The 696-nt window shown below is 73.3% G+C and carries 1 protein-coding gene and 1 pseudogene; both read left to right on the top strand.

Annotated features, from left to right (window positions below):
* A partial coding sequence (locus PROKR_RS34750) for a VanZ family protein (protein ID WP_169736407.1) occupies window positions 1–343 on the top strand: 343 nt, incomplete at its 5' end.
* Between the two features lie 50 nt (window positions 344–393).
* Window positions 394–696, top strand: a pseudogene (locus PROKR_RS34745) (hypothetical protein); the annotation flags it as partial.

Raw genomic sequence — 696 nt, 5'->3', positions numbered from 1 at the left:
GTTCCAGGACCTCGCGGCCCAGCTCTCCGGCCCGCCCTCGGCGGCCGTCGTCCAGGTGGGCGGCAACCTGCTCGCGCTCGCCGCGCTCGGCTTCTTCCTGCCGGTGCGGTTCCCGCTCGCGGCCGGACCAGGACCACGCACCGGGGCGGTGCTGGTCCGGGTCGCCGGTGTGCTCGTCGCAGTGTCCGTGACCGTCGAGTTGCTCCAGCACGTGCTCCGCCTCGGTCGCGTCACCTCCGTGGACGACGTGCTGGTGAACGCGGCCGGTGGCCTGCTGGCGGCGCTGTGCTCCCGCAGATGGTGGGTTGCAGGCTTCCCGCGCGGGAGCCGGGCGAGCGAGTGACAAATGCTCCTGCTGTATCGCCCTGGTGAGCGGTCCCCTACGGTGATCGCATGAGGTACATGCCTGATCTGAACCGCATCAGTGAGGCCCTGACCGAGGCATTCGGCGTTCGGCAGGTGTACGGCGAGCCGATCGAGCGCGAGGGGACCCTCGTGATCCCGGCAGCCCGGGTGGCGACCGGGGGTGGCTCCGGAGGTGGAGGCGGCACCGAGCCGGGCGGCCACCACGCCCGGGCCGGTGAGGCCGAGGGCGAAGCCGCGACCGGTGCTGACGCCGGGACCGATCCCGAGTCGGACAGCGGGTCGGGCACTCTCGCCGAGGGTGGCGGTGGCGGGTTCGGCTTCGGCCGGCGC

It is taken from the genome of Promicromonospora kroppenstedtii DSM 19349 (genome assembly GCF_000515355.1).
GTDB lineage: Bacteria > Actinomycetota > Actinomycetes > Actinomycetales > Cellulomonadaceae > Promicromonospora > Promicromonospora kroppenstedtii.
This window is presented reverse-complemented; position numbering and strand designations above follow the sequence as displayed.